Genomic DNA, 23,773 nt, shown 5'->3' on the forward strand with positions numbered 1-23,773 from the left:
CACCCCGGTACTCTCGGAGCCTCTCTCATCCTATCCCGGCCTTTCGGGGTCGGCGGTAAGGATACCGGACATGGAGAGGTTCTCCATCGAATAGGAGTCATCTCCACCCCCGAAAAGTTACCTCTCCGGAGCCGCGAGAAGCGCAAGACCCCGCAACCTGGTAGAAGTGCTGGGGGTGCTTATCCGATCAGATCGTGGCGCCCCGACGCTCGGCTGCTCCGGGTGGTGGTGGGTGCGGTTGGCTGCCGCATCGTCCAGGCAGGAAGCTGTTTTTCTTATCCGAACACCCGCGGTAGGAACTCGCGGTTGGCTTCCAGCAGCTCGTCGGCTAGCTTAGGCAGGTTGCGAAACTCCACTTGGCCGCACAGCGGGTCCACGTACATGGCGTCCAGCATCTTCTTCCGGCTGCCTTCGAGCGCGGCCTGCACGGTCAGCTCCTGCGCCTCGATGTGGTTGCGTACGATGGCCCCGACCGGCTCCGGCAACGGCCCAACGTGCAGCGGGTGCAGTCCCTCCGCCGACACCTCGGAGATCGATTCCACTACTACCTCCGCGGGCACGTTGTCAATCTGTCCCCGGTTGGGGAGATTCATGTTGAAGCGCGCTTTGCCACCAGTCAGCACGGTCTCGATGATGTCCGCGGTCTGCTCGGAGCTGCGCATCCACGGCACCTCCTCTTCGCCGGCCACCCAGCGGCGCACCCGCTCGGTCGCCTTGGCCTTCAGTTCGAACCGCTCGCGCATGGTGGTCTTGCGCACGCCGTAGTCCTGGCCGAAGCGGTTGTGTGCGTTGCAGAAGCCCGGGAAAAACTCGATGAGGTGCCGATCGCCCGCCATGGGCATGTGGCGAAAGGCACGGCACATCTCCAGCTTCGCCTCCTTGTTGTTACCCCACGAGGACTTCGTCTCCGCCTTCGACGGGTCGTTCCCGGGGTACCACGCCTCGTGCGTGTCGGCGAAGGCACGCAGATCGTCGTACCGGTCTCGACCGTCCGCGAACAGGCGAGTAATCCAGATGAAGTGGTTGAGCCCGGCGACTTGCAGGTCGAAGGTCTGGCGGATGTAATCGAGAGTGCGCTGCTCCTCTGGCTTGGGCACTCCTAGGATGTCTCCAACGAAACGGATTTCCCCCTCCAGCTCGTGGCACAGGCCGACCACCTTCACGGTCTTCACTCCCAGGTTCAAGGCCCGCGTGACGCACGACATCGGGTTGGTGACATTCAGAATCCATGTGCCCGGCGCATGCTTCTCGACAGCCTGCGCGACCTCGTTGGCTACCGGGCAGGTGCGCATGGCCGCCGAAATGGCGCACGGCCCCACCGTCATCGAGACGGGCTGCCGTACGCCGTAGGCGATTGGCACCTCCAGATCGTAGTAGTACGCCGAGAGGGACCCGGGTGAGAAGGTGCAGAGCGTGAAGTCTGCGCCCGCCACCGCCTCGTCCAGCGAGCCGACAGGAACCAATCGGAACTCCTTGCCGGAGATGCGGTTGTACAGTGGTTCCAGCGAGGCGATCAGTTGTAGCGCGGGCTCGTCGGGGTCGAGCAGGCGGAATTCGCCTCCTTCGAGGCAGGCAATGTGGTAGATGTCACGGATGAGCGTGGGGCACCAGTTGACGCTCCCGCCTCCTACGATGGCGAAGTTCTTCTTCATGCCTTGGGGCTACGCCACCGGAAAGTGCGTTCCTCCCGAGCCAGCGTGGCTTCGGTGGTTTCGGCGTCCCGCCGATGGTGCGACCACATGCCCATCAGCCGGTGGCTCCATCCCAAGGGACGCCAAGACATCGGGAGTGCCCAAAGGAAGGAAGACTCCGCGGCGCGGGGAAGAGGGTCGCATGGCTTGCCGAATCAGAACCCTCATGAAGCGGGCGTTGCCGCTTCTCGCGATCGCCCTCGTGTGCTCGTCCCTCGCACAGACCACGCGCCTCCAGTACCCGCCCGCCCCCACGTCGGACCACGTGGACGTTTTGCACGGCGTCCGCGTGCCCGACCCCTACCGGCCGCTAGAAGATATGGAGTCGCCGACTACCAAGGCGTGGATAGAGGCGCAGAACCGTCTCACTCGATCTTTCCTGGACCAAGTGCCGGAGCGCGACCGCATCCTGGCACGTCTCACATCGTTACTCAAGTACGAGCGGTATGGTGTTCCATGGAAGGAGGGTGGTCGGTACTTCTACACACGCAACGACGGCTTGCAGAACCAGAGTGTGCTGCTGGTATCAGACAGCTTGAAGGCGTCGCCACGAGTGCTGCTCGATCCTAACAGCATGTCGGAGGGAGGGGTGGATCGCATGGGTGGCTATTCCGTCACCCGCGACGGCAAATACCTCGCCTACAATCGCTCGCGCGCAGGTTCCGACTGGATCGAATGGCGCGTGCGAGACGTGGACACGGGGAAAGACCTTCCGGACGTAATCGAGTGGAGCAAGTTTTCGGGTGCATCGTGGCGTCGCGACGGCAAAGGGTTCTACTACAGCCGCTACGACGAGCCGAAGCCCGGCGAGGAGATGAGCGGCACGAACTACTACCAGAAGGTGTACTTCCACCTACTCGGAACTCCCCAGAGTGCAGACAAGCTCATCTACCACATCCCTGAGCATAAAGACTGGGGTGTGGGGGGAGACGTAACTGACGATGGTAGGTATCTGATCCTGGGAGTGTCGCTAGGTGGCCGGCTGGAGAATCACGTCTACTACAGAGACATGAACGACGGCAAAGTGGTGAAGTTGCTAGCCGACGGCGACGCTCGGTACTGGTTCGTCGGAAACGATGGACCGGTCTTCTGGTTCCAAACCGATCTCGGGGCCCCTAACATGCGCGTGATTGCCGTCGACATCCGCAGACCGGAGCGTAAGAACTGGAAGACTATCATCGCCGAACGCAACGAGCCGCTACGTAGCGTCAGCGTAGTGGGCAATCGTTTCTTCGCCACCTATCTGCGCGATACGATTACGGTGGTACGTATGTACTCGCTGAGAGGACGGTTCCTCGGAGAAGTCGTGCTCCCCGGTCAGGGTGCGGTAGGCGGGTTCGGAGGCCGACGCGAATATACCGAGACCTTCTACACATACACCGACAATAAGACACCTACCGTGGTGTACCGGTATGACATCCGCACGGGCAAGAGTACGGTTTTCCGAAAACCGAAACTGGACTTCGATCCCGATGCCTATGAGTCGAAGCTCGTGTTCTACCGAAGCAAAGACGGCACACGCATCCCTATGTACATCACTCATAAGAAGGGCATCAAGCTGGATGGGTCCAATCCTACTCTGCTAAGCGGGTATGGGGGGTTCAATGCGGCCATCAGCCCCGGATTCTCGGTAGGCAAACTGGTATGGATGGAAATGGGTGGAGTGTTCGCAAACCCGGGCATTCGTGGGGGCGGCGAGTACGGAAAGAAGTGGCACGACGCGGGTCGCAAGCTGAACAAGCAGAACTGTTTCGACGACTTCATCGCTGCGGCGGAGTGGTTGATCGCGCAGGGCTACACCAGCACGCCGAAGTTGGCCATCGCTGGTGGTAGCAACGGCGGATTGCTAGTGGGTGCCTGTATGACACAACGGCCCGACCTGTTCGGTGCATGTTTGCCGGGGGTCGGGGTGCTCGACATGCTGCGCTTTCACAAGTTCACCATAGGGTGGGCATGGGTTTCCGACTACGGCTCGCCGGACGATCCGAAGGAGTTCCGCGCGCTCTATGCGTATTCCCCTTACCACAACGTGCGGAAGGGGGTCGCCTATCCCCCGACGCTAGTAACCACTGGCGAGCGTGACGATCGCGTAGTGCCTTTGCACAGCTTCAAGTTCGCGGCTGCGCTGCAGGCGGCTCAAGCCGGAGAGGCGCCGATCCTGCTGCGGGTCGAGACTCAGTCGGGGCACGGAAGCAGTAATCTGACGAAGTACCTGGAGTCTCAGGCAGACGAGTACGCGTTTCTGATTCGCGTACTAGGTATGAAGGTGCAGGGGCCGGTAGGAGGCTTGCGGTAAGTGATTGCGATGCCTCCACCGCAGGGATGGTGGAGGCATCGCGGATACGACTAAGGCTCGCCGACGCTGCCAAAGGAGGTCAGCACCAGATTCAGGTCACCCAGATCCACAGTGCCGCTTCCGTCAACGTCTACATGGGGCACCACGCGGCCGTAGTTAATCAGTACTAACTGCAGGTCCAGCAAGTCCACCGCACCGTCGTCGTTCGCGTCACCGCCGAAGAGCGACACGTTCAGCCCAGTGATGTCGGATGTCACCGTCAGGGGCAGCGTCTTGCCCAACCACGGCGCACCGCCGGCCCACAGCGTCCAGGTGCCCTCGGGCACCGGGCTCAAGAGGAACTCGCCGTTCGGTCCGGGCGTCACCCATCGCCCACACATCACCTCGCCGGTGGCACTGTGTCGAACCTCCATGCGTATTCGCGTACGGCTCGGGTCGGTGTAGGGTCCGAGCGAGAATGTCCCTCGAACCGTCTCGAACCCACTGTAACCGATGGGCTGCGTCATGGCGGTGACGCCACTGGGAGCCTGCCCTTCGATGTCCGCGAGCCGGCCGTAATACCCCCATTCGCCACCCGTGTTCTCCACTTTGATCAATAGGTGATTCCAGCCTTCTCCTAAGAATAGGCCGGTGGAGTCGCTGTTAGCACTGGCGCCGCGATTCACCTTTCTGTCACGTAGCAACTCGTTGTTCAGCCACAGGCGAAAGCCATCATCGGTGCCAGTCCACAGCCGCACCAGTTGGTCCTCGGTCGAGTGCAGGTAAAGTCCACCGTAAGCGACTCGGTTCCCTGTTCCATAGCGAGCGCGCAGGTTGATGTAGTCGCTGGAAGATGTGATGACCGACCAAGTACGGCCCCCGGCGCTGTCGCCGTACCATGGATTCGCTGTCGCCTCGTCTATCCAGTCAATCCGCAGCCCATCTTGTCCCGACGTGAATGTAAAGGACCCGAGCGTCAACCACTGCCGTTCGTGATTCGACTGGACGGGGTCCACCAGGTCTACTCCCGCATACGTGATGTTATCACCGTGGTACACCAGGCAGTGGTAGTAATAGTCCATGCTGGTTAGGCTCGTCGTGTCCCATTCCGGATCATTGTCGGTGTGAGGATGCGGAACGAAGGTGTCGGTCCGATCGGCTACGGTCCATGCGAAGGAGTGCATCCACTCGTGCAGCATAACCTCGTGGTGCGGATACTGCGGTCCGAGGTAGATAATCTGTGTCATCGCAGCCCCACCGACAAGAAAGTTGGGCCACCACGCGAGCCCCCACGCAGGGAAAGGCACCTTCTCCCAGCGGAAGTGCATCATAATGGAGTCCCACTTGCCGGCACCGGTCCACTGCTGATACAGCGGGAGTGCGCGGTTTGCGTCTATCACGTAGGAGCCTGGGCCGTCGCTCAGATGCGATTGCGTGAGCGGCGTCTCGATGACCTCTACCTGATCGCGGAACTTCATCTGATAGTGCAGGAAGCGCGGCCCGTAGATCATGAAGAAGCGCCACTGCAATAGCACGTCGTCCACATAGTTCTGAGGCATCGTGTACGTCTCGTGACCTGGGTTGCCATTGCCGTCCACGTAGTCGGCGTCAATCGAACGGAAAAGCAGCATCAGCACGTCCCAAGTGTTCGCCTCTCCCCAAGTCACGCAGAAGTCCTCTAGCACCGGCGTGTGCTTTCTGTCGGGTGAGCTGCCCAGCCTGGCACGTACTTGTATCCACCCGTCACCATTGTGCGCAGGGTTGATCGGGGCCTGACCCATCAGCAGGTCGTCCGCCTCGTACCAGTCGTCGGCGGACGTAGGTCCGAGCCATGTCGCCGAGCCGAGTTCTGCGTAGGTGCCTGCAGACCGCATCTGGAACTTCAGGCTGGTAGGCGCATCCCCGAACACTACGGACGCCTGGGGCCACCATGGCATTCGAGCCTTCGCCCAATACAACGTGTCGAAGTCCTTTGCTATCGGCAGCCGATGCGCGGGCGAGACGTAGTCAGCATATTCGGGGTACTCGGCGCCGAACACGCGAACGTCGTCCACCCACATCTGTGGCCCGGGGCCCGGAGTGCTGTTCGAAAGGTAGAGGCTGGTGACCCTGGCAGTCGGGTAGCCCCTCATCGAGAGAAGCGAGCCAATGTCTAGGCGAAGACGGTGCCAACGGGAGTCATACATCGGTGCGCCGTCCTCTCCTCGATCACGAATGTCGAAGAGATTGAGCGTGTACGTGACCATCCCAACCTTGACCTTGGCAACCAGCGTGTAGCCGGGGAACCCCCACTCTGCCTTGTAGTACATCTCGAACTCGGGATGCTCCTGCGGATCATACTCCTGGTTGCACAGCACGATGGTGCCGCTGCCCGAGCTAAAGGAGTACACGCGTGCTGCCCCCAAGCCGTGGTAGCCATCCACGGGGTCATGGGCCACTCGGAAGGCACCGGTGGCAGTCATCCCTTGTAAGCCATCCGCAAAATCCCGGTTCAGAAAGGTCTGGGTGCTGAGCGGCGCCAGGCGCAGCGTGCCGGGGTCCTCGGTCGCGTCGAGACCAGACCCGGGACTGCGGAAATCAGACCGCTCGCCGTGAAGCCAGCCTCGGTCCGGATGCACCGTGATCCTCGCAGGGAAGGGGAACGAATCGGACTGGATGCCGGGCCCGCCGCGCCCCGACTTGCCTGCGGAGAGCAGATCGGCGAGTGTGTCCACTACGGTCGGCGGGGGTTGCGGTTGCGCTCCAGCGATGCACGAGGCCGCGAAGAGGGGAAGAACGAGCAAGATTGTACGCGTGTTCATCACGCATCCCATTGTATCCGAGGTTCGGCCGGATCACTCGCCCGAAGGCTATTTCAGCACGAGTACGGCGACCCGTTGCGAGCGCCGCTCGAAGCGGGGATACCTGTTTACGACCCGCGCGATCTCCTCCGGCCCGTCCTCTACGACGAGGCACCCGTCGGTCGACAGCACACGTGACAGCTCTAACAGAGCCTCAGAACCCGACCCCCCGTCCAACAGGTCAGAGGCCCGAGATCGGACGACGTGCAGGCGCCCCGTGGGCAGCGAGACCTGACTCGGTGTGCCGAGGGCAGCACGAAGGGCGTCCGACTCGTGATCCATCATGCGGCGGTAGACCCTTCGAAGTGCAGCCAGGTCTGGCAAAAGCCCGAACGCAGATGCGGCCAAGCCGGCGAACTGCTCCGCCGCCTCCACGCCTCGCGTATCCAACAATGCGATGCCTTGGACGTCCAGCACTTCGGGCAACTCCGAGGTCGGCGGCTGACCATACGACTTGTGCTCTTCGCGGGCAGCGACGGCGTATCGAGTCTGGCGCAGCAGATCCGGCCCGTACAACTCGGTGACCAGTCGCTGTGCTGCTGCGGCCTCCTCCAGGGTGGGCTTCTCGTATACGACGAGAGAGCCTAGTCGCGCTTTTAGTTCCTCGGGTGCGTTGGTGGTAAGGCGATTGGCGACCGTAAGGGGCGCATGGCTGATGGCCGCGGCCCAGGTGCGGAGGCCGATCCGATACTCCTCCGGCAACCGATGCTGCTTGCCAAGGTCCTGCCACAAGACCTCACGGATGAACACCGGATCGAGCCATCCGAAGTCCTCGAAGGAAACAGCAGGTTCCGAACCCTCCATAGTCTCACCCCATCCGTTGGCCAACATGCCTGTGATGTCGAGCGCCCGACGCCGGCGTAAGGTCCACCCTCCATGTGCTCGCTACCAGTCTACCTGGTCCTCGCCGTACCTGGCGAAAGCGTGAGCGCCCCTCGAGAGTTACTGAGGAACGCTGCAAGGCATGCGCAGCACGCAGTTCACGCCATGGATGCGTTGGATGCGAGCGCAACTTCTGGTGTGACGTATGGGTAACCGAACTGCTCCGCAATCGAGGCCAACGTCACCTTGCCGCCTGCCACGTTGAGACCCTTTGCGAGTGCGGGGTTCTCCAGCAGCGCCTTCGGATAGCCCTTGTCGGCAAGCTGAATAACGTACGGAGTGGTAGCGTTCGTCAGCGCGTAGGTGGATGTCTCCGCAACGGCCCCAGGCATGTTGGCCACACAGTAGTGCACGACGCCGTCCACCACGTAGGTGGGATTGGAGTGTGTCGTCGGACGTGTCGTCTCTGCCATGCCGCCTTGGTCCACGCATACATCCACTAACAGCGATCCTGGTCGCATCAGTTTCAACATGTCACGTGACAGCAGCACCGGCGTGCGCGTGCCTGTTAGGTACACGGCACCGATCAGCAGGTCGGTCTCTGGCAGCAGTTTTCGGATTGCTTGGGGGGTCGAGTAGATGGTGGAAACGTTATGCCCCATCACATCGTCGAGGTAGCGCAGCCTCGGCAGATCCACATCCAAGATATACACGTTCGCGCCGAATCCCGCAGCTACCTTGGCGGAGTTGATACCTACCACTCCGCCGCCGATGATGGTCACGGTGGCAGGCTTCACGCCTGGCACGCCGCTCAGCAACACACCGCGCCCACCGAACGGGCGCTCGAGATACTTGGCTCCGGCCTGCACTGCCAAGCGACCGGCTACTTCGCTCATCGGGATCAGCAGCGGAAGGTCGCCGTTCGGCAATTCGACGGTCTCGTATGCGATGCAGATGGCACCCGAGTCCACCATTGCTCGGGTCAGTTCCTCGCTGGCAGCAAAGTGGAAGTAGGTGAACAGGACCTGACCCGGTCGGATGCGGGGGTATTCCTCCGGCAAGGGTTCCTTCACCTTTACAATCATCTCGGAGGTGCTCCACACCTCTTCGACGCTGCCGATCTTGGCTCCGGCCGCTTCGTACTCGGCGTTCTCTACATGTGTCCCGCTGCCCGCGCCGTCCTCGATGACGACCTGATGACCGTGCTTGACCAAGGCTTCGACGCCTGCGGGGGTCATGCCGACACGGTACTCGTCCGCCTTCCGCTCGCGCGGCACTCCGATTCTCATCTTCCCAAACCTCTCCTACACGCGCGCATCGTTGCGCAGCATTACTGAACGCCCAGATTATGACAGCGGGCGAGGCCGGCATACTCCTGGGCGAAAAGAACGGGGCTACCGCCCGTGTGCCAGAACAATACCTTCTCGCTGCGGCCCACCTTGCCCTGTCGGATGTCCGCTAGCAGCCCAGCGAACGCCTTGCCCGAATAGACCGGGTCCAGAAACACGCCTTCCGTGCGTGCCAACAGGCGGATGGCTTCGATTCCTTCCTCGGATGGAATGGCGTAGCCCTCCCCGATGTGCGTTGCATCGCAGTGGAAGTCTCCCTCTAGGAAGCGTTCGGGCAGACCCAGCAGCTCGCAGATGCCGTTGGCCATAGTGGCTAGGTAGGGCTCCGGCGGCCGGGTGAGGTCCACCAACACTCCGGTAACGCGCATCTTCGAACCCGCCAGCTTCAGCCCCGCGACCATGCCGGCTTGCGTGCTGAGGCTGGAGCTGGCATGATAGACTCGGTCGAAGCTCTCTCCCTGCTCCAGAAGCTCAATGGCCGCGTTCACGTAGCCTAGCGCTCCCAAGGGGGTGGAGCCGCCGACCGGGATCAAATACGGCTTCCTGCCTTCTGCGGTTAGCCGGTCTCGCAGCGCCTCGGAGGCCCTTCGCAGGTCGCCCCACGAGATGGCTCCGAGGTACTCCACCTCGGCACCCAGCCAATCGAATAGTGTCTGGTTGCCCGTGCCCGACGGCGGGCCACCGGTGAGCAGCAGCTTGCAGGGCAGCCCACATGCGGCTGCCGCGGCCGCGGTCTGGCGAGCGTGGTTACTCTGCTGGGCGCCGCAAGTGATGATATCGGTCGCAGGTTCCACCATCGCGGCGCCCATCAGGAACTCCAGCTTCCGGCTCTTGTTGCCGCCCATGCCGAACCCGGTCATGTCGTCGCGCTTGATCCACAGCTCCGGCCCACCGAGATGCTCGGACAGACGCGTGAGGGGGTGAAGCGGGGTCGGGAGTTGACAGAAACGGATGCGCGGGACTGCATCGAGTCGGGTCCGCAGATCCGATGCGCTCATGGAGCTATTCTACCGCAGGAATCGCGTGCGGATTGTGATATGATGACGCAAGGAGTTACGATGCTCGTTCGTGAACCTTGCCCAGCGTGCGGCCGCGAGACGCTCGCAGGCAGCGGGCGCTGCGAATGGTGCAACGCACCGCTGCAGAAAAAGCCATCGGCTACGCCCCCGCCCCCTCCGGGGATACGCGGTCCCCTAGTGAACAAGGCGGTACGACGAAATCGAACTTGGGCTGTTGTCCTGGACATCGTCGGCGGGCTTTTTCTGCTCTGGGGCCTCTCGGAGGTGATCGGACCCTGGCTGTCCGGAGACCTTGCGATCAGCATCTTACTCACCCCCTGTGCACTCATCAGTTCTCTCGGTCCCTTTTGCATTGCTGCCATGGCACTGGGAATGGGCTACGGCTTGCATCGGCGTGTAAGTGCAGCGACACGTTGCAGGGCGTGCCGGCGCAGCCTCGTGCTGATCGGAGTCCAGGACAGCAATCCACACAACCCGGAGGAAGGCTACACGGAGTATCTGTACCGGTGTCCTAACTGCGGCCTCGAGAGCACCGTGGTGGATGCATGATGTCACAACGCCCGCTTGCCAGCCGGGCCGTCCGCCGTAATAGTGTACTTGCGCTCGCACTCTATGCACTCGGCACAGTGTTCGCGCTGGCGGGCTTCGCCAGCATTACAGAGATCGTGCTAGAACCCGGCCTCCTGGTTGGCTTAGCCGGATGCGATGTTCCCATTCTTGGTCTTCCTGCTCGCTAGGGCCGCGGTGTGGGCCTTGGACGGGAGGCAAACCGCCGCGTGAAGGTCCTGACACGCTACAAACGGTGCGGGGAAGACCTGCAACTCGTGACCGCCCGGGACAGCAACCCACGCGAACCTGGCGGGGCTTTCACCGAATATACCTATGTGTGCTCCTCTTGCGGATCGTGGATCACCATGGTGGAAGCGTGATGCCTTCCGGCCCGCCAGAGGTCCCAGGCCCTGACCCTTTGGCGGCGGTTGGTGCAGTACGGCAGCCTGACAGTTGCTGTCACCAACCCACAAAAATATCACTGACTGCTACAAAACGCGAAGGCGCCTGTGCGCGTGTGGGGTAACACCGACCCGTCATGCCGAGCCTGTCTGGGTATGGCACATGCGGCCATTCCTTGATCCATGCCACACGGGCCCGTCATGCCGAGCCGACCTTCCGTCATGCCGGCCCTACCTTCCGTCATGCCGGCCGAGCCTGTCTGGGTATGGCACATGCGGCCATTCCCTGGTCCACGCCACACGGGCCCGTCATGCCGGCCCTACCTTCCGTCATGCCGAGCCTGTCTGGGTATGGCACATGCGGCCATTCCTTGGTCCATGCCACACGGGCCCGTCATGCCGAGCCGACCTTCCGTCATGCCGGCCCTACCTTCCGTCATGCCGAGCCGACCTTCCGTCATGCTGAGCCTGTCGAAGCATGCACTCGCACGTCGCCTGTTCACGTCCTCAGATGCTACCATAGTAGCAGTCGGCTGCATGCTTCCACAGGCTCAGCATGACGAGCCCGCGGGCTCTCGCAACGGGGCCTACGCGCTCAGTTGATATCCCACAGCGTGCGCGGGAGAACCTCGGAGTGGCAACTCGCTCGGCCGCCGCCTGGCATGTACTTGTCGTCCACGCGGAACCACTTCGAGTGACCGTCGGTCAGTGTCAGTACCGCGCCGTGGTTGTGCACGACGGAAGGGCAGTCGGTGGGTGGAGGCACGTAGAACCCATCGTTCAGCGTCAAGGCCTCGTCCACTAGCAGTGCTACCTGAGTCGGTTGCTTGATCCGGCTGAGGCGGATGAAGCCGATGTAGTAGTACATGGAGTAGCTTAGCAACTTGTCCTTGCCGCGCTTGTCCACCGGACAGCGGTAGATGGCGAGGTCCTTTACGTATGGGAAGAGCGCCCCGGCCTTGGGCCCGCCGATGGCGGTCCACTGAGGGCTGACCGGCCGATCGTCCAGATTGTAGTTGCCTCCGCCCACGAAGACCCAGACGCCGGGTACCCAGTGACCCTTTTCGTTCCAGCGGCCGACACCCCACCAAGGCGGGTTGCCGTTCGGATTGTATCCGGTCGCATCGCCCGGAGCCGGCCCGGGCAATCGGTCGGCGTTGTCCACGCTGTAGGACATGAATGCCAGTCCGAGCTGGTGGCTGTTGCTGAGACACGAAGTCTGCTGCGCCGTGGAACGCGCCCTCGCGAAGACAGGGAAGAGGATTGCGGCGAGTATCGCGATGATGGCGATGACCACGAGCAATTCGATGAGCGTGAAAGCTGTCTGCCTTTCCACGGTTCCCATTATATCAGCCTTTTCGCCCAAGGCACCCTGTGCAGTCGCCGGATTGTGCACTGCAATCCGGCCTCGCTATGGATGGCGCTGTACTGAAGGCAGCTCCTTCAAACGGATGTTACGAAACTCGATCCATCCACCGGGTCTCGTGTGTGCATCCTGCAGGCCGATGTAGCCGGCGAGAGGTTTGTCACGTATCGCCACGTCCCTAGACATGTCCGCATCCACGCACCGAACCCCGTCTGCAATCACCTGGATGCGTTGGCCCTCGCAGCGTATCTCGAAGGTGTGCCACCGACCGAAGGACTCGTCCGGGCGAGGGTTCACGGCGACGGTGCCGTATAGCGAGCCCGTGCAGTGCAGATCGTCACGCGGCTCGTTCGTGATCTGCACCTCGTGGCCAGTCTCCCACGGGTTCCCGTTCTCCTTGCAACGAATGAAGACACCGCTATTGCCGTTCTGCGACACGCGCCACTCGAGTCGCAGTACGAAATCGGAGTAGGTGCGGTTGGTGCGAAGCCAGTTGCCGCCCTTGCCGGCTTCACTGCGAATCACCCCGTTGACGACCTGCCACCCTTCGGGGTTGCCCATCACCGTCCAGCCTGCGAGTGTCTTGCCATCGAACAACTTCACGAAGCCTGGCTGGATGTCACCAGGGGCATGCCGTACTACTATCCCCTGATTGAAGCCGCGTGCACGGCGATGCCAAGGTATCTGACCGAAGGCGGTGGTGGACACTACTGCGGTGCAGAGGGCGATGGTAAGGACTATCGGTGCTCTGTTCTTAGCCATATCGTATCTCCTAGTCGTGCCGTCTCCGCGTGGAGCCTTCTGAGATAGCAGGGCCGGCAGCGCCCCGCAGGTCATGCAATGCCTATGCCTATGCGCGCGTCCACCCGTCATGCCGAGCGTATCGAAGCATGCCCTCGCACGCCGCACGATGTCGCCCCCACATACCACGCTCGCTACATCCCGCGCATGCCTCGACACGCTCGGCATGACGACGATGTGCAGTGTCAGTCATTGCTACCCCTTGTCGGAGACCCTCCCCATCACGTCCGTGTACACCGCGTGGAGAATCAACCCGTGCAGGTCTTCGCACACCTGCATGTTGTTGCTCTGTACCCACACCACGTGCCGCGCCGTTTCCTTCAGCTTCCCGCCGGAATACCCACACAGACCCACGGTGATCGCGCCCAGTTCGTTGGCTGCACGGATACCGCGAATCACGTTTTCCGAGTTCCCGCTCCCACTAATCCCCATCACCACATCGTCAGGGCCAGCCCACGTGCGAACTTGTGGCTCGAAGATGTTTGCATACTCCGTATCGTTGGCCCACGCGAGGATGATAGGCATCGAGTCGGTGAGCGCCATGCATTGAAACGGCTTGTCGCCCGCCAGCAGCAACCCTTTCTGAAAGTCGTTGGCATAGTGCGAAGCGGTCGCACCACTACCCCCATTACCCATCAGCAGGAACTTCCTGCCGGCACGATACGCCTGATAGACGATGTCCGCCACGTCCTTCACGGCACCGTGATCCAACTCCGCGATCTGCCGCGACACTGCTTGTAGGTACTCACTGGTCGTCATTTCCATATCCTCCCCCTGATCGATTCCGGCAAAGCCCGTCCTGCTGAGCACGTCGAAGCATGCCGGGGCGGGCCGCGAACACAGCGCGCTGAGCCGCGAGCCCGCGGAGTGTGACGTCATGCTCCGATAGGCTCGCCGTGGCGTCTGCTGTTCTGTTCATACGTACTGCGAGTTCCCCAAATCGCCATCAAGTCGGCTTTCATACCACTTGCGCAAGAAAGCGCGATGCTCCTCCGAACGTGCCAGGATACCATCCACCCAGTCTCGATGGGCGACATACCACTGTACCGTCTGCCCAAGCGCATCGTCGAACCCTATCTCGGCTCGCCACCCCAGTGTGTGGATCTTCGTCACGTCCAGCGCGTACCTGCGGTCGTGGCCCGGCCGGTCCGCCACGTGGGCGACGAGTGTCTCCGGCTTCCCGAGCAGACGAAGGATGGTGCGAATCACGTCCAGGTTCTCGCGCTCGATGTTGGCCCCCACGTTGTATGCCTCACCCGCCACTCCACGATGGAGGATCGTGTCGAGGGCGCGGCAGCAGTCGTCCACGTGAATCCACTCACGCACCTGTCGCCCATCACCGTAAACCGGTAGCGGCTGGTCGTGCATCGCGCGCGAGATCATCAGAGGAATTAGTTTCTCCGGGAACTGCCGCGGTCCGAGGTTGTTGACAGGTCTCGCGATCACCACGTCCATTCCGTATGTTCGGTGGTAGGTGCGTGCAATCAGGTCACCACCCGCCTTGCTGGCCGAATAGGGCTGGTTGGGATGGAACGGGTCGTCCTCGCGAAAACGTCCGGTCTCGATGGCACCGTACACCTCACACGTGCTGACGTGAAGGAACCGCTTCACTCCAGCCTCCAACGACGCCTGCAGCATTCGCTGCGTGCCGAGAACGTCGGTAAGCACGAAGCCACCGCACTCGAGGATGGCACGGTCGTTGTGCGTCTCGGCGGCCAGGTGCAGGACGGCATCCACGCCCCGTAGCACGTCTGGGTGCTGAGCGATGTCTAGGATGTCGCCATGCACGAATTCGAAGCGCTGATCTCCTTCCACCTCCTTCAGGTTGTCCCGACTACCCGCATAGGTGAGAGCATCCAGCACTCGCACACGGTAGTCGGAATGCTCGCGCAGCATGTGGTGTACCAAGTGGCTGCCGATAAACCCCGCGCCTCCCGTGATCAGCAGTTGCATGAAACCGTTCTCCTCTCGGCCTAGCTTCGCCCGAAGTGCCGAGCGAAGAACCGATCGTATGCTTCGACTAACACCTGACGACTGTGATCCCAGGCCAAAGCTTCTTCCACACGTTTACGGCCGAACTCGCCCATCGCCCGTCGTCGTTCCTCGTCATCCAGCAGATCTCGGATCGCTTGGGCGAACAGCCGCTCGTCGTTCGGGGGCACGTACACGGCAGCCTCCTGTGCCGAATAGCGTGCCTCCTTCAAGTCGAACGATACCACCGGCAGACCCATCGCCATGTATTCGATGATCTTGTTCATGGTCGAGAGGTCGTTCAGAGCGTTCATCGGGTCCGGTGCGAGTCCGAGCGAGGCGGTACAAAGATACCGCTTGAGGTCTTCGTCGGGAATGCGCCCGGTGAACTCGCAGTGGTCAGCCAGGCCACACTCTGCAGCCAAAGCCTTCAGCTCGTCCCAGCAGTCCCCCGCGCCGATGAACGCGAAGAAGACGTCCTTGCGCCCCATCTCGTTCACCATAAGGCTCGCCGCCCGAACCGCGTAGTCCACGCCGTCTTGGGGGCCCATCACACCCAGATAGACCACCAAGTGCTTGCGCCCGCGTCTCAGACCCTCGTCCGCCTCGACCCGCTGGAACCGCGAGAGTAGCGGCCCAGAGCGCACGACGACCGCGTCTTCAGGCTTCTTCTTCCCCCGCTGGATGGCGATGTCTCGATAGCTCTCGTTCGTGCAGATCACCATGTCGGCAGTCTCGAACGTTTTCCGTTCCAGCCAATACTGCGCCGATAAGAACAAGTCTTGCCGCCCAAACTTGGACCAATATAGCTCCGGGCACAGATCGTGGTGGTCGAAGACGAAGCGCTTGCCCAGCCGCTTGTAATAAGAGCCGATAACCCAGAACGTGTCGGGCGGGTTGCAGGCGTGGATCACGTCGAAGCCGACTTCGTCCTCCACCCGCTTGGTTAGGTTCAGCGTCTTCAGCCAGCAGTAAGCAAACTCATACAAGAAGCTGGCCTTGCTCTTGGTCGGCGGGGGCATCGGGTACCGGAAAACGTGAATCCCGTCAATCACCCGATTCGGATGGTCTCGCTCGTCCGGAGGGCAGGGCGAGATCACCGACACGCGATAACCGGCTTCGGTGAGCGCCGTGGATTCCATCCACACCCGCCGGTCGAAGGGCACAGGCAGGTTTTCGACGATAATCAGGATCCGACCCTTCGACGCGGGCTCGCCTACCAATACAGCCCCTCGTAACTGCCGCCGTAGTCCTCGGGACGCCCGACTCCCGCCAGGTCGATGCAAAGCTGCCCGGCCCGAGTCTTGGGCGCGAGAGATGCGAACTCGGGAGCGTTGTGCGAAAAGATCAGCACCTCGGCCTCGCGGATCACCTCGTCTGCATCGTCACTCAGAATCTCCGCGATATGCGGGATCTCCTTCTCGATGAACGCCTTGTTGGAGCCGAACAGCGCCGCGTAGCTGACGTTCGGGTCGAAGATGCGCAGCCGATAACCCTTGCCGATCAGGTGTTCGGCGAGGGTCACCAGGGGGCTGTCCCTAAGGTCATCGGTTCCTGGCTTGAAGCTGAGCCCCAGCAACCCGATCTGCTTCTTGCCATACCGTTGTATCCGTTCCACCAGCCGCTCGATCTGCAGCTTGTTGCACGGCATGATGGCCTCGAGCACGGGCAACGGGATGTCGAGCTGCCGAGACCGATACACGGCTGCCTTTACGTCCTTGGGGAGGCAGGAGCCGCCAAAGGCGAACCCCGGCTTCATATAGTAGGTCGAAATGTTCAGCTTCGTATCCAGGCAGAATATCTCCATCACGCGCCGCGCGTCTACGCCTTCTGCCTTGCACATCATCCCCACTTCGTTCGTAAACGTCACCTTCAGCGCGTGGAACCAGTTACACACGTACTTGATCATCTCCGCTTCGCGAAGCCGAGTGTGGAACACGGGAGCCTGGACGCCTTCGTAGATGGCCGCGACCAGCTCGAAGTCGCGGTCGAACGGCGTGCCGATCACGGTGAACGGCGGATTGTGGAAGTCGAAGATGGCCGACCCCTCGCGAAGGAACTCCGGGTTCATCGCCACTCCGAAGCCCTCCCCCACCTTCTTGCCGCTAGCTCGCTCCAGCGTAGGGATCACCAGCGACTCGAAGGTGCCTGGCACCAGCGTGCTGCGAATCACCACGCAGTGGTAGCCATCGTGATCCCGCAGCGCCTCGCCGATTTCGGAGCACACGCGCTCGATGTACTCGGTGCTCAGCGAGCCGTTCGGTCGGCTGGGCGTGCCTACGCAGATGAGCGACACGTCGGTGGCGGTGACGGCGTCCTTGGCCGAAGAGGTCACGGATAGGCGTCCGGCCGCGACCGACTCGGCGAGGTACTCGCCGAGGTCCTTCTCCACAATGGGCGACTCGCCTTCGCGGATCGGCCGCAGCTTGTTCTCGTCGGGGTCCACGCCGACCACGGTGTGCCCGCTCTTCGCGAAGCACGCCGCCGATACGGCTCCCACATATCCTAGGCCGAACACGCTGATCCTCATCGTCTTCCTCCCTGGGCGCAGGTTCCCGTCAAGGTGATTCTCGGGGCCCGCCGAGCCTCCGTTGAGCCTACCCTAAGTGAGCGGCCCGCTCCCGACCCCGTTAGGCAGGATGGGGGAGAGTGGGCGGAGAAAGGCTGAAGCGGAGCGGCCACCGGAGACTGCTGTAACAGAAGAGAGGCAATGAAGTACTACGTAGTGGACCCGAGCGGTCAGAAGTACGGCCCCGCTGACATCGCCACGCTTCAGACGTGGGCCAGGGAAGGCCGTGTGACAGGCCACACGGTGCTCGAGGTGCAAGGCACGGGCCAGCGCACGAGCGCGGCTGAAGTGCTCGGCCATGGGACCTTCGCTGAGCAACCGGCGTTCGGGCAGCGGCCCGGCGGAGGCGCGTTCGGCGAGCAGGTGCCACAGATGGTACAGCCCGGCGGCGGCGCGCTGCCCTACGCGCTGCAGGGCAAGTTCAATTGGGGCGCGTTCCTCATGGGCTGGATCTGGGGCCTCAACCACAAGGCGTACATTACGCTCTTGCAGATACCGAATCGGCGGCCTGGGGGCATTTATCCCGTTCGCGCCCGGGGTCATCGGCCTAGCCTTCAACATCTGGGTCGGGTTCAAGGGCTTCGAATGGGCGTGGCAGAGCGGGCGCTTTCAAACGGTGGAGCACTGCCTCGAGGTGCAGCGCATCTGGATGCTCTGGGGCATCGGCTTGCTGATCGCGGGCATCGTCCTGGGGTGCGTCGGCGGGATCTTGTGGGCTATGCTGGCGGCTGTCGGAATGCGCCCGTCACCTTACTAGGGCCGTTCTTAGGCACCGGCGCGCGACAACGTCGCCGTTCCGAGTGCGCGTATCCCGGCACGGCGCCGGGAGCAGGTGCGATTATCCCTACCGCCCAGTTTTCAGAATGTCTCGAATCTCGGTCAACAGCGCCACGTCGGCTGGTGGCTCGGCGGCCGGCTCCGGTGCGGGCTGCTGTCTTCGCAACTTGTTGAACGACTTCACCAGCATGAACACCGCAAAGGACACGATGACGAAGTTGATCACCACGTTGATGAACACGCCGTAGTTTAGCGTCGCCGCCCCCGCCTTCGCCGCCGCATCTAGGCTCGGGTAGGGACCTTCTGGCGAACCCTCTTTCAGCACCACGAACATGTTCGAGAGGTCCACCCCGCCCAGCAGGACCCCGATGGGTGGCATCAACACGTCCGTCACCAGTGAAGCCACCACGGCTCCGAACGCCGTTCCCAAAATGAGGCCGATGGCAAGGTCGAGCATCGAGCCCTTGAGCGCGAACTCGCGAAACTCCTTCAGCACGTGATCCTCCTCATGCGTCGGTCCGCGTTTCCCGCGTTGCGTTCGCGCGGAACCTAACACGGCAGGAGAGTTCGCCGAGGGGCGAGAGACACCTTCCGAGCGCACGCATTCCGAGAGAAGGTCTCACTTTGCGACATACTGGGTGCGAGTTAGAGGGCGCGCCGCGGAAGCGGCGCGCCCTGGGTCGCTCTGACTAAGACACGGTCGTGCCTACTGTGGGGCATGCGACGGGCAGATCGAGCCACCCCCGGGACAGCTCTCGTTCCGATAGTATGCTAGCAGGTACATGTTGTCGAAGGGCCCACCGTAGCAAGCGGGAAACCCTGGGAGCGGTGTGCCGGTGCACTCCACCCTAATATACTTATACTGACAGCAGAAGTTTGGGTGTGTGGCACAGGCGTTCCACCTGGCCACTTCGGTCTTCGTACATCCCGGCGAACAGATCATGTAGATGCTCTCGTAACATGGTATCTCGTCGGCGTACACGTATACGATCGCCCCGACCACCAGTAGAGCAACGAGAGTGACTAGGTATCGTCGCATCACGGTACCTCCTTTCGAAGTGTGTAGTAGGACTACAAATCGGAAGAGCTGCCTTCGGGCAAGTAGGCATAAACACGCTCTACCCACCCTCCTAGCCGCAGGACAACCCAGATCTTCTTTTTCTCTTTGGTCACGTAGCGGGAATCCAAGAGGTCGCGGTTGTAGTTAGGATCCCAGTGCCAAGGGTCTATGGCGATGGCCACTGCATCGCCCTTCTCACGCAGTCGGATGTAGGATGCGCCTTCCTTCACCCCTGATCCGGGGCAACCCTTGTCGTTGTCGGCGGCAGGCCAGTAGTAGCTGACATTCAGGCCAGGGTCGTTCGGCACCTGGGTCCAGTCGCTGGGACAAGTGAAGATACTGCGTTCCGACCACTTGAAGTAGCCTGCATCGATGAGTGCCGTCGGCAGGTGTGGTACTCCCAGCCGTTGCAGGGCGTTCATCGGCGTAGCACCGCCGCCGCGTCCGCCGCCCTCGTACTCCGCTCGGTACATAGCGATTGCTTGCCCGATCTGCCGTAGGTTGCTGATGCAGTGTGTCTCGTTACCCTTCTCGCGTACTGGCGCCAGCAGCACGTACACCAACGCAGCGAGTGTGACCAGAATTGCGATAGTAACCAGAAATTCTACCAGAGTGAATGCCTTGCGTCTCATGGATATCACCTTTGCCTCGAGCGAGCGAGAAAGGTATCGAGCCCCTCACCGTATCGGCTTACACATACCAGCCGCCAGTCTGGTCCATATAAGTATACACGCGGTGTGAAGTACGCGTTCAGCCGAAATGCAATCGTCCGGTCTGGATCTGCGGCAGCAGATTCTGTGTCACTGACCACCCGCGCAGTGGGCCCGATCCACTCCCTCACCTTCGCGTGATCTGCCCCCGCGTCCACCAGCGCGACAGCGGTGTACCAGGGCGATTGGTCGAACCAACTCTCCTCAGGCTGGAACTTTAGGCTGCACGCGCTACATGAGCCCAAATACACGATCAAGTGATGTTGCGTGGGCTGATCCTCTCCCACCGCCTGCACCAACGCCTGTGGGGCCGGCGTGCCAGGCTTCGGGTCGTACCGGCTCAACCACTCCATCTGTGGACTAGTGGCGACCGATTGCGCCGGAGCCCTCGAGAACAAGAGGTGCAGGCCGAGGGTGCGAGCGACCGCTCGAAATGTCGGTGCATCATACGGCAGTGCCAGGATGAGCGCGACTGCGAGAACGACCCACGCTGTGAGCAACGCCCGGGCGATCTTTCCTCGCTCGATGCCGGCTCGTACTCGCTTGTCGGAGACTTGATTACACGCTCCGCCCATTCCTCTCTATCCTTTCCACCATGGTCGAACACCCGACCTGAATTACGTTACCAATAGTAACACACATATTTACTTGCTGCAATAAGTAAAATACGGAATAGAAGAAATTGCTTATATAATCAAGTATTATTACGGTGAAAATGTCCGCCGGGTTAAGGGGCGGATGAGAGTTTGCGAAGAACGGTGTCGTCTGGGAACAGGGCTAACCCCTCCGCTGCCACACGCGAAGCCTCGTCCGGCCTGCCTTCGTGCCGGAGTAGAATGGCTAGCCACCGGTACGCATCCTGGCGTCCCTCCACCTCCCACTCGGGCAGGTTGGGCTCTCGCCCAAGCCGCACGGCATCCCAAAGGATATCCATCACCGAAGACGAAGGGGCCTTCTCGCGCATCAGGCAGCGCGCGAGTTCCACGCGCAGTGCCACGCTCTTCGGGTTGTAGCAAAGCCCCTCGGCGAGAAAGCTTTTCACCTCGCCCTCCCCGTGTGTCGCGTGACGGATCACGAACGCACCGACCGTGTAGCCAGGCACGAACTTCGGGTCCAGCCAGGTCATGAACCGATACAGCGGCAGCGTCTCGGTCACAGGACGGTGTATGTGGCTGTGCTCGTCGAAGTACGGTTGCACTTCACGCTCGATGTCTCCCCAGATGCCGCGCGGATCGTCAGCCTTGTGCGGCACCACGCTCACGTGGTCGTGGTCATCGTTGTGCTGATGTCCGTGCGGGTCGGAGGTGCAGTCCGCGTGTGCTCCGTGCTCCCGCTCCGCCTCGGTTATGGGGCGCATCAGCACTCCGCCGTGCGTGTACTCATCCGTCTTCCGCCACAGGTATTCGGCGAGCCCACTGCTGAACTCGCCCAACAACGTGGCCGATGCAGATTCTTGCCGAGCGGTCATCGCCTCGGACTCGTCCGGCCGCTTGAGGTGTTCCGGAGCCACCGCCGTCAATAATGCCCCCGCCAGCCACAGTGCACCCAGCCAGAGAGCCACGTACAGCGCGTTCATCCTACAGAGGGGCCTTTCGGAAGCGCAGCCATCCGATGCCGAGCCACACAAGGCTGGTCAGCACCGCGTAACCGATGAGGTAGCCCAATACCCAGCTGGGTACTGGGTCCCACCCATACGTCACCTTCCGCCCGAGGTCGAAGAAGTCGTAGTGGGGCAGCAGGCCGTACAGCAGGTTAGCGAACCCGTTCCACGCTCCTGTCTCGCCGTGGTACAGCAGCGTGATTCGAGTGAATGCCCCGGAACCGAGTGCTAGGATGAGCGAAAGTACCACCGCTGCACCGTGCGTCATCAACACCGCTAGCGCCACCGTCAACGCGCACAGCCACACAAGGCCGACGGCCTTAAGCAGCACGTACTGCACGAAAATCTTTGCGACAGGGACGCCGAAGCAGGCCAAGAGCACTCGCGCCGTAGCGGCCAATAGCAGGAATGCCAGAATGGCAGTCAGACTCGCGGCAACCCACTTGCCCAGCAGCAGCTGCCACCGCGAGATCGGTCGGGCCATCAGAGGATAAATGGTTCTACGCTGCACCTCTTCAGGAATCTGCCGCGCGGCAACGATGACCGCTAATACGGTAGAGAACAGGCCGATAACAGTGAACGTGACATCGCGCAGGAACACCTCGAGCCCTCGAACACCGAAGAACCCGAAGGTCGCAGCCCCCGCGATCATCAGCCCCATCAGCACCAGAACGACGTAGACGTCCTTCCGACGGAAGGTCTCCAGCATCCCAGCGACTGCGAGAGCCCGGCAGGTTCGAATGGTGGCCATCATGCCGCCCTCGCCTCCTCTAGTGCCGCACCGCTCACTAGGTCAACGAAATAGTCCTCCAACGACTCGACGCGGCCCCGCAGCGCCTCCACTCGTTCCTCCGCGACCAGTTTGCCCTGGTGAATAACCAGCACTCGATCGCACAGCATCTCCACCTCGCTCAGCTCGTGCGACGAGAACAGCACCGTGACGCCATTCTCCCTCTGGCGCCTCATCAGTTCGCGCAGGTCTCTGCGACCCAGCGGGTCCAACCCCGATGAGAGCTCGTCTAGGATGAGTAGCTGCGGCTCCCCGAGCAGCGCCTGCGCAATTCCCACGCGCTGCAACATGCCCTTCGACAGGTGCCGGTTCAGGTGGTGCGCCCGATGCGCCACCCCCAGCGAAGCAAGCAGACCGCCGATGCGATCATCGAGAGCGTGTCCGCCCAGACCGTGCAGTTCCCCGTAGAGCCGCAACGTCTCGAACGGAGTGAGGTGGGGTGAGTACAGGGCAGTCTCCGGGAGAAAGCCGATCCCGCGTCGCGCCTTCACGTCTCCCACCGGCATCCCACCGATCCGCACCATGCCCGACGTCGGCGGCTGAAAGCCCATCAACGTCTTGATGGTGGAAGTCTTCCCAGCGCCATTGAGACCCACAAGGCCGACGATCTCCCCGGGGTTGACAACGAAGGAGAGGCCGTCCACGGCGCGTGTCGGCTGCCGGAACGACTTCTTGTACTCGACTACGAGCTCTCGAACTTCAATCGTGTGCATAGGCGCCCTCATCGTCATTGTCGGACGAAGGCCACCCCGAGTTAGACTGTGTAGCATTGCGCGAAGCAGGAATGCCGGGTTCGCCCCAGAAGGGAGAGGAACCGGCGCCGAGCGTCGGCCGGAGCACGGAATGCGACTGAATGCTGTTGGAACGTGGAAACGGTGGAGACTGCTGGTCGGCGCCGGGGCCATCCTGGGCGCCGGTTTTCTTGCCATGCTCGGAGAAGCACAGGGTGAGCGAGGCGCCGGTCTTACAGCAGCCGAGACGAATGCCGATTGCCTTCAGTGCCACGGCGGCAGCGGTTTCGTCGTCCGCGACCCAGAGACGGAGCGGACGCGTTCCCTATTTGTGGATGGCGCAGCCTTCGCCCGAAGTGTCCACAAGGACGCCGCGTGCCTCGATTGCCATCCCGGCGCCGAGAAGCTGCCGCATGTCCTCGCCGAGATGACGCTCCCCAACTGCGCCGATT

21 protein-coding genes and 1 pseudogene are annotated in these 23,773 nt (G+C 61.8%); 4 read left to right on the forward strand and 18 right to left on the reverse strand.

The genetic code is table 11. From position 1 onward, the window contains the following. Nucleotides 1–275 precede the first annotated feature (275 nt). A complete protein-coding gene (locus HRF45_11915) occupies nucleotides 276–1,652 on the reverse strand; it encodes a hypothetical protein (GenBank protein MEP0767232.1) in 1,377 nt (458 codons plus the stop codon). Between the two features lie 205 nt (nucleotides 1,653–1,857). Here HRF45_11915 and HRF45_11920 point away from each other — a divergent pair, with 205 nt between their 5' ends. Beyond that, entirely contained in the window at nucleotides 1,858–3,987 is a 2,130-nt protein-coding gene (locus HRF45_11920) for a S9 family peptidase (protein ID MEP0767233.1), read from the forward strand. Nucleotides 3,988–4,037: 50 nt separating this feature from the next. On the opposite strand, the gene HRF45_11925 is transcribed toward HRF45_11920, so the two are convergent. The 4 genes from HRF45_11925 to HRF45_11940 all read right to left on the reverse strand — a co-directional run bounded on the left by HRF45_11925 (nucleotide 4,038) and on the right by HRF45_11940 (nucleotide 9,975). Next, nucleotides 4,038–6,767: a hypothetical protein gene (locus HRF45_11925; GenBank protein ID MEP0767234.1), complete on the reverse strand. Its 2,730-nt coding sequence runs from the start codon at nucleotides 6,765–6,767 to the stop codon at nucleotides 4,038–4,040. 48 nt (nucleotides 6,768–6,815) lie between these two features. Continuing rightward, the gene (locus HRF45_11930) at nucleotides 6,816–7,610 is read right to left on the reverse strand and encodes a hypothetical protein (GenBank protein ID MEP0767235.1); all 795 of its coding nucleotides are present in this window, start codon (nucleotides 7,608–7,610) and stop codon (nucleotides 6,816–6,818) included. A gap of 176 nt (nucleotides 7,611–7,786) precedes the next feature. Next, the gene (ald, locus tag HRF45_11935) at nucleotides 7,787–8,917 is read right to left on the reverse strand and encodes an alanine dehydrogenase (protein MEP0767236.1); all 1,131 of its coding nucleotides are present in this window, start codon (nucleotides 8,915–8,917) and stop codon (nucleotides 7,787–7,789) included. A 41-nt stretch (nucleotides 8,918–8,958) separates the two neighbouring features. Then, nucleotides 8,959–9,975 (reverse strand): D-cysteine desulfhydrase family protein, encoded by a 1,017-nt coding sequence (locus HRF45_11940; protein MEP0767237.1) that lies wholly within the window; start codon nucleotides 9,973–9,975, stop codon nucleotides 8,959–8,961. A gap of 198 nt (nucleotides 9,976–10,173) precedes the next feature. On the opposite strand from HRF45_11940, the gene HRF45_11945 reads away from it, so the two are divergent. Together HRF45_11945 and HRF45_11950 are read left to right on the forward strand one after the other, a co-directional pair. Continuing rightward, the gene (locus HRF45_11945) at nucleotides 10,174–10,545 is read left to right on the forward strand and encodes a hypothetical protein (GenBank protein MEP0767238.1); all 372 of its coding nucleotides are present in this window, start codon (nucleotides 10,174–10,176) and stop codon (nucleotides 10,543–10,545) included. A gap of 227 nt (nucleotides 10,546–10,772) precedes the next feature. Beyond that, a complete protein-coding gene (locus HRF45_11950; GenBank protein MEP0767239.1) occupies nucleotides 10,773–10,925 on the forward strand; it encodes a hypothetical protein in 153 nt (50 codons plus the stop codon). Between the two features lie 616 nt (nucleotides 10,926–11,541). On the opposite strand, the gene HRF45_11955 is transcribed toward HRF45_11950, so the two are convergent. From HRF45_11955 to HRF45_12015, 13 genes and pseudogenes are all read right to left on the reverse strand, one after another. Then, nucleotides 11,542–12,291 carry a prepilin-type N-terminal cleavage/methylation domain-containing protein gene (locus HRF45_11955; GenBank protein MEP0767240.1) on the reverse strand — a complete coding sequence of 250 codons (750 nt, stop codon included), beginning with the start codon at nucleotides 12,289–12,291 and terminating at the stop codon, nucleotides 11,542–11,544. Nucleotides 12,292–12,357: 66 nt separating this feature from the next. Further along, a complete protein-coding gene (locus HRF45_11960; protein ID MEP0767241.1) occupies nucleotides 12,358–13,074 on the reverse strand; it encodes a DUF1080 domain-containing protein in 717 nt (238 codons plus the stop codon). Between the two features lie 234 nt (nucleotides 13,075–13,308). Then, the gene (locus HRF45_11965) at nucleotides 13,309–13,872 is read right to left on the reverse strand and encodes an SIS domain-containing protein (protein ID MEP0767242.1); all 564 of its coding nucleotides are present in this window, start codon (nucleotides 13,870–13,872) and stop codon (nucleotides 13,309–13,311) included. 156 nt (nucleotides 13,873–14,028) lie between these two features. After that, the gene (gene rfbB / locus HRF45_11970; protein MEP0767243.1) at nucleotides 14,029–15,066 is read right to left on the reverse strand and encodes a dTDP-glucose 4,6-dehydratase; all 1,038 of its coding nucleotides are present in this window, start codon (nucleotides 15,064–15,066) and stop codon (nucleotides 14,029–14,031) included. 20 nt (nucleotides 15,067–15,086) lie between these two features. After that, a pseudogene (locus HRF45_11975) lies at nucleotides 15,087–16,283 on the reverse strand (glycosyltransferase family 4 protein). Nucleotides 16,284–16,300: 17 nt separating this feature from the next. After that, nucleotides 16,301–17,614 carry a UDP-glucose/GDP-mannose dehydrogenase family protein gene (locus tag HRF45_11980; protein MEP0767244.1) on the reverse strand — a complete coding sequence of 438 codons (1,314 nt, stop codon included), beginning with the start codon at nucleotides 17,612–17,614 and terminating at the stop codon, nucleotides 16,301–16,303. 883 nt (nucleotides 17,615–18,497) lie between these two features. Then, nucleotides 18,498–18,926: a large conductance mechanosensitive channel protein MscL gene (gene mscL / locus HRF45_11985; protein ID MEP0767245.1), complete on the reverse strand. Its 429-nt coding sequence runs from the start codon at nucleotides 18,924–18,926 to the stop codon at nucleotides 18,498–18,500. 210 nt (nucleotides 18,927–19,136) lie between these two features. Next, nucleotides 19,137–19,469: a hypothetical protein gene (locus HRF45_11990; GenBank protein ID MEP0767246.1), complete on the reverse strand. Its 333-nt coding sequence runs from the start codon at nucleotides 19,467–19,469 to the stop codon at nucleotides 19,137–19,139. Nucleotides 19,470–19,501: 32 nt separating this feature from the next. Continuing rightward, a complete protein-coding gene (locus HRF45_11995; GenBank protein MEP0767247.1) occupies nucleotides 19,502–20,122 on the reverse strand; it encodes a type II secretion system protein in 621 nt (206 codons plus the stop codon). A gap of 5 nt (nucleotides 20,123–20,127) precedes the next feature. Then, a complete protein-coding gene (locus tag HRF45_12000) occupies nucleotides 20,128–20,775 on the reverse strand; it encodes a hypothetical protein (protein ID MEP0767248.1) in 648 nt (215 codons plus the stop codon). 152 nt (nucleotides 20,776–20,927) lie between these two features. Continuing rightward, nucleotides 20,928–21,776 (reverse strand): tetratricopeptide repeat protein, encoded by an 849-nt coding sequence (locus tag HRF45_12005; protein MEP0767249.1) that lies wholly within the window; start codon nucleotides 21,774–21,776, stop codon nucleotides 20,928–20,930. A 1-nt stretch (nucleotide 21,777) separates the two neighbouring features. Beyond that, on the reverse strand, nucleotides 21,778–22,554 hold the full coding sequence (locus tag HRF45_12010; protein ID MEP0767250.1) for an ABC transporter permease: 777 nt from the start codon (nucleotides 22,552–22,554) through the stop codon (nucleotides 21,778–21,780). After that, nucleotides 22,551–23,303, reverse strand: a complete 753-nt coding sequence (locus tag HRF45_12015) for an ABC transporter ATP-binding protein (GenBank protein MEP0767251.1) — start codon at nucleotides 23,301–23,303, stop codon at nucleotides 22,551–22,553. The genes HRF45_12010 and HRF45_12015 overlap by 4 nt, the downstream gene beginning before the upstream one ends. Nucleotides 23,304–23,433: 130 nt before the next feature. Here HRF45_12015 and HRF45_12020 point away from each other — a divergent pair. Then, nucleotides 23,434–23,773 (forward strand): hypothetical protein (locus HRF45_12020; GenBank protein MEP0767252.1); only part of this gene is annotated, 340 nt, incomplete at its 3' end.

Source organism: Fimbriimonadia bacterium (genome assembly GCA_039961735.1).
GTDB lineage: Bacteria > Armatimonadota > Fimbriimonadia > Fimbriimonadales > JABRVX01 > JABRVX01.